At 71.3% G+C, this 6,359-nt stretch carries 7 protein-coding genes; 2 read left to right on the top strand and 5 right to left on the bottom strand.

Annotated elements, in window-relative coordinates; all coding sequences use genetic code 11:
- Positions 1-34 precede the first annotated feature (34 nt).
- Positions 35-1,852 carry a DEAD/DEAH box helicase gene (locus ACFUN8_RS19335; protein WP_383638722.1) on the bottom strand — a complete coding sequence of 606 codons (1,818 nt, stop codon included), beginning with the start codon at positions 1,850-1,852 and terminating at the stop codon, positions 35-37.
- A gap of 530 nt (positions 1,853-2,382) precedes the next feature.
- Between ACFUN8_RS19335 and ACFUN8_RS19330 the strand changes: the two genes are divergently transcribed.
- Entirely contained in the window at positions 2,383-3,153 is a 771-nt protein-coding gene (locus ACFUN8_RS19330) for a ferritin-like fold-containing protein (RefSeq protein WP_383638719.1), read from the top strand.
- A 69-nt stretch (positions 3,154-3,222) separates the two neighbouring features.
- On the opposite strand, the gene ACFUN8_RS19325 is transcribed toward ACFUN8_RS19330, so the two are convergent.
- The 4 genes from ACFUN8_RS19325 to ACFUN8_RS19310 all read right to left on the bottom strand — a co-directional run bounded on the left by ACFUN8_RS19325 (position 3,223) and on the right by ACFUN8_RS19310 (position 5,129).
- The gene (locus ACFUN8_RS19325) at positions 3,223-3,492 is read right to left on the bottom strand and encodes a hypothetical protein (RefSeq protein ID WP_383638716.1); all 270 of its coding nucleotides are present in this window, start codon (positions 3,490-3,492) and stop codon (positions 3,223-3,225) included.
- A 168-nt stretch (positions 3,493-3,660) separates the two neighbouring features.
- Positions 3,661-3,888, bottom strand: a complete 228-nt coding sequence (locus tag ACFUN8_RS19320) for a DUF3107 domain-containing protein (protein WP_023538836.1) — start codon at positions 3,886-3,888, stop codon at positions 3,661-3,663.
- A 135-nt stretch (positions 3,889-4,023) separates the two neighbouring features.
- On the bottom strand, positions 4,024-4,674 hold the full coding sequence (locus tag ACFUN8_RS19315; protein ID WP_189111548.1) for a TetR/AcrR family transcriptional regulator: 651 nt from the start codon (positions 4,672-4,674) through the stop codon (positions 4,024-4,026).
- 200 nt (positions 4,675-4,874) lie between these two features.
- The gene (locus ACFUN8_RS19310; RefSeq protein WP_383638713.1) at positions 4,875-5,129 is read right to left on the bottom strand and encodes a hypothetical protein; all 255 of its coding nucleotides are present in this window, start codon (positions 5,127-5,129) and stop codon (positions 4,875-4,877) included.
- Between the two features lie 172 nt (positions 5,130-5,301).
- On the opposite strand from ACFUN8_RS19310, the gene ACFUN8_RS19305 reads away from it, so the two are divergent.
- Positions 5,302-6,357, top strand: a complete 1,056-nt coding sequence (locus tag ACFUN8_RS19305) for an alpha/beta fold hydrolase (RefSeq protein WP_383638710.1) — start codon at positions 5,302-5,304, stop codon at positions 6,355-6,357.
- Positions 6,358-6,359 lie beyond the last annotated feature (2 nt).

Here is a 6,359-nt window from a genome sequence, read left to right as displayed (position 1 = left end):
CCCCTGCGGGGACCGGGCCATCGGCGTCGAAGCGTCAGCTCTCGGGCTGGGCGACCGCCGCGCGCGTACGGCGGCGGCGCGGCTTGGCCTCGGCGGCGGGGGCCTCGGCCTCCACCACGTCGGCGGCCTTGGCCGCCTCCGCCTCGACCGGGGCCTTGGCGGCGCGCGTACGACGACGGGGCTTGGTCTCGGTCTTCGTCCCCGCGTCCCCGTCGGTGACCGCGCCGTCGGCGACCACGGCCGGAGCCGCGCTCTCGACGGTGTCCACGGTCTCGACCGCGGGCTTGGCGGTGCGCGTACGACGACGGCGCGGCTTGGTGGCCGGTTCGGCGTCGGCCGCGTCCTCGGGCTGGGCCATCGGCTCGACGAACACGTCACGCGCCGGCTCGGCCACGGTCGTGGCGACCGCCACGGCCGCGTCGGCGGGCACGCTCACGCGCGTACGCCGGCGACGACGCGGGATGCGCGGCTCGTCGGCGCCCTCGGCGGTGTCGACCACGTCGGCCGCCGTCGGCACCGTCTGCTCCTCGCCGGCCTCCAGGGGAGTCCCGCCGCGCGTACGGCGGCGCTGCCGCGGCGTACGCGTACGCGCCGGGCGCTCCTCCTGCACGGTCGTGGCCGTCCGCGCGGGCGGACCGGCGGACTTGCGGCCGCGGCCGCCCGTCTCGCCCAGGTCCTCGACCTGCTCCGCGGACAGACCGGCACGCGTCCGGTCCGTACGCGGCAGGATGCCCTTCGTCCCCGCGGGGATGTCGAGCTCCTCGAAGAGGTGCGGCGAGGTCGAGTACGTCTCCGGCGGGTCCGGGAAGCCCAGGTCCAGCGCCTTGTTGATCAGCTGCCAGCGCGGGATGTCGTCCCAGTCGACCAGCGTCACGGCGATGCCGGACGCGCCCGCGCGGCCGGTGCGGCCGATGCGGTGGAGGTAGGTTTTCTCCTCCTCGGGCGACTGGTAGTTGATGACGTGCGTCACGCCTTCGACGTCGATACCGCGGGCGGCGACGTCGGTGCAGACGAGAACGTCCACCTTGCCGTTGCGGAACGCGCGCAGCGCCTGCTCACGCGCGCCCTGGCCCAGGTCGCCGTGGACGGCGCCCGAGGCGAAGCCGCGCTGGGCCAGCTGGTCGGCGATGTCGGCGGCCGTACGCTTCGTACGGCAGAAGATCATCGCGAGCCCGCGGCCCTCGGCCTGCAGGATGCGCGCGACCAGCTCCGGCTTGTCCATGGAGTGGGCGCGGTAGACCCGCTGGGTGGTGTTGGCGACCGTCGCGCCCGCGTCGTCCGGCGACGTGGCGCTGATGTGCGTCGGCTGCGACATGTAGCGGCGGGCGAGACCGATGACCGCGCCCGGCATGGTCGCCGAGAACAGCATCGTCTGGCGCTTCGCCGGCAGCAGCTGGATGATCCGCTCGACGTCGGGCAGGAAGCCCAGGTCCAGCATCTCGTCGGCCTCGTCCAGGACGAGTCCGCGCACGTGCGACAGGTCGAGCTTGCGCTGGCCCGCCAGGTCCAGGAGCCGGCCCGGTGTGCCGACGATCACGTCGACACCCTTCTTGAGGGCCTCGACCTGCGGCTCGTAGGCACGGCCGCCGTAGATCGCCAGCACGCGCACGTTGCGCACCTTGCCGGCGGTCTGGAGGTCGTTGGTGACCTGCTGGCACAGCTCGCGGGTGGGGACGACCACGAGGGCCTGCGGGGCGTTGGTGAGCTGCTCGGGAACGGCACGGCCCGCCTCGACGTCGGCGGGGACGGTGACGCGCTCCAGGAGCGGCAGGCCGAAGCCGAGCGTCTTGCCGGTGCCGGTCTTGGCCTGGCCGATGACATCCTTGCCGGACAGCGCGACCGGCAGGGTCATCTCTTGGATGGGGAACGGAGACATGATGCCGACGGCTTCAAGCGCTTCGGCTGTCTCGGGCAGGATTCCGAGGTCTCGGAAAGTCGTAGTCAGGGTGCTGCCTCTTCTGTGAGACGCGACGCGAGGCGAACGCTGGGGGTCGTACCGCACCTGGGTACTCGGCCGGCCGTGGATTGGCCGGATGGCGCGGGACCACTGCCGTCGCTCGAGCGCTCGTGCCGCTGAGGGGGCCCCTCATCTGCAGGTCGTACGCAGCTGTGCGCACGGTCCGCGCGGAGGGCGGTCGGGGTCGGAGCCGATCGGGCCACCGACCGGGCATCCTCATGGGGCCTGTCCGGGACAGATCTCCCGGTCAAACACTGCGATGGCCCACCGAATACTCGGCAGGCGCATTACCACTGTACCTCGGAATCGCGCATGTGTGTTGGACGAATTCGTCGGAACAGTGTGAGCGCGCTTACCGGCCGGGCCCTTACGCGGTGTGCGGAGCGGGCTCTGCGCCGTGCGCCGAGCGGGCTATTGTGCGCTCCATGGAGACGTCTGACAACGCCACTGCGCCCGAGTCCACACCGGGGTCCGCGCCCGGAGCCGCAGCCGCGGAACACACGGGGATCGCCGCCCAGGACTGGGCGACCGCGTCCGCCGATCCGAAGTACCGGGCCGCGGTCGTGGATCTGCTGGGAGCACTCGCCTACGGCGAACTGGCGGCCTTCGAGCGGCTCGCCGAGGACGCCAAACTCGCGCCGACGGTGGACGACAAGGCGGAACTCGCGAAGATGGCCTCCGCGGAATTCCACCATTTCGAGAGGCTGCGCGACCGGCTCGGCGAAATCGACGCCGATCCGACCGGCGCGATGGATCCTTTCGCCGCCGCGCTGGACGAGTTCCACCGCCAGACCGCGCCGTCGGACTGGCTGGAGGGCCTGGTCAAGGCGTATGTGGGCGACTCGATCGCCAGTGACTTCTACCGTGAGGTGGCCGCGCGGCTGGACTCCGACACCCGCGGACTGGTGCTCGCTGTGCTCGATGACACAGGGCACGGGAATTTCGCGGTCGAGAAGGTCCGGGCCGCGATCGAGGCGGAACCGCGGGTCGGCGGACGGCTCGCGCTCTGGGCGCGGCGGCTGATGGGTGAGGCGCTGTCGCAGGCGCAGCGCGTGGTGGCCGACCGGGACGCGCTCTCGACGATGCTGGTGGGCGGGGTCGCCGACGGCTTCGACCTGGCCGAGGTGGGCCGGATGTTCTCGCGGATCACCGAGGCGCACACGAAGCGGATGGCGGCGCTGGGACTGGCCGCCTGAACCCGACTGTGCACGAGACCGGCCGCCTGGCCTCGGCTGTCCGAGACCGGCCGGCCGACGGTGGACGGGTCAGGAAGGCATCGGCCGGCGCAGACCGTGGCCCGCGGGGCGGAGCAGCAGCGAGAGCAGGACCGCCCCGACGACCGTCGCGCCGATCAGCGTCGCCACGAAGTGACCGGGGCCGAGCGCCGCGTGCGTGAGCATCGCGCCGAAGAGGGAGCCCAAGGACCCCGCGGCGAGCACGAGGTGACGGGAGGGGAGCCGGTGGGGCAGCCGCTGGAGCGCGGCCCACGAGGCACCCAGTCCGAGCAGGACCGCACCGAGAGCTTCCAAGATCACCGCTGATCACCTCACCGAGCGCGCTGGCCAATTGGGTCGTAGCCCGGTCTACCCGGAGTGCGCGCGGGGCAACCCTCCGCGATCCGAAGACCCAACAAAGGAGTGGCCCGGCGGGATCTTCCGCCCGGCCACTCCTCTGACGCTGTGGTGCTGTTCAGCCGTTTCGAACTAGAGAGCGCCGAAGCCCACCCGTCGAGTCGTCGGCTCGCCGATCTCCACGTACGCGATCCGTTCGGCCGGTACGAGCACCTTCCGCCCCTTTTCGTCCGTGAGGCTGAGCAGCTTCGCCTTGCCGGCGAGTGCGTCGGCCACGGCGCTCTCGACCTCCTCGGCGGACTGCCCGCTCTCCAGAACGATCTCGCGGGGCGTGTGCTGCACGCCGATCTTGACCTCCACCGCTATGTCCCTCCGAACGGTCAGTGCGTTGCGCGGTCAACCGCGCGGTACCCAGCACACATTAGCCCGGAGAGACGGCGCTCAGGACGACGGCGGGGCATGCCCGCAGCGAACACGGACCGCGCCGGGAGCCTGTCAGGCGCCGGGGTGCTGCTCGCTGCCGTGCAGCGGGAATCCGGCGATGCCGCGCCAGGCGAGCGAGGTGAGAAGTTCCACGGCCTTGTCCCGCGGGATGACCGACTCGCTGGAGAGCCAGTAGCGCGCCACCACCTGGGAGACGCCGCCGAGTCCGACGGCGAGCATCATGGACTCCTCCTTGGAGAGGCCCGTGTCCGACGCGATCACGTCGGAGATCGCCTCCGCGCACTGGAGCGCCACCCGGTCGACGCGCTCGCGCACGGCGGGCTCGTTGGTCAGGTCGGACTCGAAGACCAGCCGGAACGCGCCGCCCTCGTCCTCGACGTAGGCGAAGTACGCGTCCATCGTGGCCGCGACCCGGAGCTTGTTGTCGGTCGTCGACGCCAGGGCCGTCCGCACGGCCTGCAGCAGCGCCTCGCAGTGCTGGTCGAGAAGGGCCAGGTAGAGGTCCAGCTTTCCCGGGAAGTGCTGGTAGAGGACGGGCTTGCTGACGCCGGCCCGCTCCGCGATGTCGTCCATCGCCGCGGCGTGGTAACCCTGCGCGACGAAGACTTCCTGAGCCGCACCCAGAAGCTGATTGCGTCGAGCGCGGCGGGGCAGGCGCGTGCCTCGCGGGCGCGCCGCCTCGGTCTGCTCTATGGCTGTCACGCCGCCTCCCAGAATTGTTCCGTGCGCGCTGTGCGCCGCCTTGCCATCGTACTTTTGGGTAACCCGGCTGTGCGTGGTCAGGCCGCAGAATTTCACGGACCGGACAGCCGGGGGAGCCTGATATCCGTCCGGCCGCGAGGGCGGCGGTGGAAAAAAGTATCCAATGCCGACAAAAGGCGAACCCGGTCCTGAGCGGCCGCTCAGCGGTAGTCGTCCTCGTCGAGGGAGACGATACGCGCCTGTTCGGCGGCGTCGGCCTCGTCGGCCTCGGCCGTATCGACAGGGGCCGGCGGATCATCTTCCGACGGCTGCACATCCCTGTGCTGCTCGGCGGCGTCGGCCTCCGGGGTCTCCTCGCCGAGTTCCCCGAGTTCGCCGGAATCCGCCTCCGCGCTCCGGTCTTCCTCGTCGATGCCGTTCGGGAATGTGTCCGGGTCGCTCGGGTCCGCCGACATGGGGCGCCCTTTCTTCTCCGGTCGTCTTCCGTCTACTTCCGCCGTCCATTCGCGAAATGAGGCGAATACGTACGCGTACTTACGAGGGTAGGAGCTCCGCACCCTCGACGCTATGCGTCCTGTGACGGCGAACACGCGAAACGGCGCGTGATCGTCTCGTAACATTGCCCGCATGTCTTCGACCGAGCTGCCGGAAACCCTCGCCGCCGCCGTCCCGCGCGTGAGCACCGTCCGGGTCGCCGACGGTGAGCGGCTGCGTTCGGTGGCCCTGCCGGGGCTGACCCTGAACGTGCGCTCACGGCCCCCGACGCGCCCCGGACTGCCGCGCGCGCTGTATGTGCACGGCCTCGGCGGCTCCTCGCAGAACTGGTCCGACCTGATGCCCCTGCTGGCCGACGCGGTCGACGGCGAGGCGGTCGACCTGCCCGGCTTCGGCGACTCCCCGCCGCCGGCCGACCGGAACTACTCGATCACCGCCCACGCGCGGGCCGTGATCCGGCTGCTCGACGCGGGCGGGCACGGCGCGGTGCATCTCTTCGGCAACTCCCTCGGGGGCGCCGTCGCGACCCGGGTCGCCGCCGCCCGTCCCGACCTGGTGCGCACCCTCACCCTCGTCTCGCCCGCGCTGCCCGAGATCCGCGTGCAGCACAACGCCCTGCCGACCGCGCTGCTGGCCGTGCCCGGTGTCGCCGCGCTGTTCGGACGGATGACCCGCGAGTGGACGGCCGAGCAGCGCACGCGCGGCGTGATGGCCCTCTGTTACGGAGACCCCGGCCGGGTCTCCGAGGAGGGGCTGCGGAACGCGGTGGAGGAGATGGAGCGGCGGCAGCGTCTGCCGTACTTCTGGGAGGCGATGACCCGCTCCGCGCGCGGCATCGTCGACGCGTACACCCTCGGCGGCCAGCAGGGTCTTTGGCGCCAGGCCGAGCGGGTCCTCGCGCCGACACTGCTGGTGTACGGAGGGCGGGATCAGTTGGTTTCGTACCGAATGGCCCGAAAGGCGTCCGCCGCTTTCCGGGATTCCCGACTCCTGACGCTTCCTGACGCCGGGCATGTTGCCATGATGGAGTACCCCAAGGTGGTCGCGGAGGCCGCGCGGAGTCTCATCCAGGAGTCCGACAGGACGACGGATGAGACGAACGGGCGCGCCGGCCGTAATGACGGTGGAGACGCCGGCACCTTCGGCAGCAGTGGCGATGACGGTGACAACGACAGTGGCGGGAGCTGATC

The sequence above is a fragment of the Streptomyces sp. NPDC057307 genome (assembly GCF_042667665.1).
Classification (GTDB): Bacteria; Actinomycetota; Actinomycetes; order Streptomycetales; family Streptomycetaceae; genus Streptomyces.
Note: the sequence above shows the minus strand (reverse complement) of the source record. Positions and strands in the feature narration are given on the sequence as shown.

Bases quoted from the DNA above. Each gene is read 5' to 3' on its own strand.
- ACFUN8_RS19335 (WP_383638722.1), bottom strand. From the start codon at position 1,852: ATGACCCTGCCGGTCGCGCTGTCCGGCAAGGATGTCATCGGCCAGGCC.
- ACFUN8_RS19330 (WP_383638719.1), top strand. From the start codon at position 2,383: ATGGAGACGTCTGACAACGCCACTGCGCCCGAGTCCACACCGGGGTCC.
- ACFUN8_RS19310 (WP_383638713.1), bottom strand. From the start codon at position 5,129: ATGTCGGCGGACCCGAGCGACCCGGACACATTCCCGAACGGCATCGAC.
- ACFUN8_RS19305 (WP_383638710.1), top strand. From the start codon at position 5,302: ATGTCTTCGACCGAGCTGCCGGAAACCCTCGCCGCCGCCGTCCCGCGC.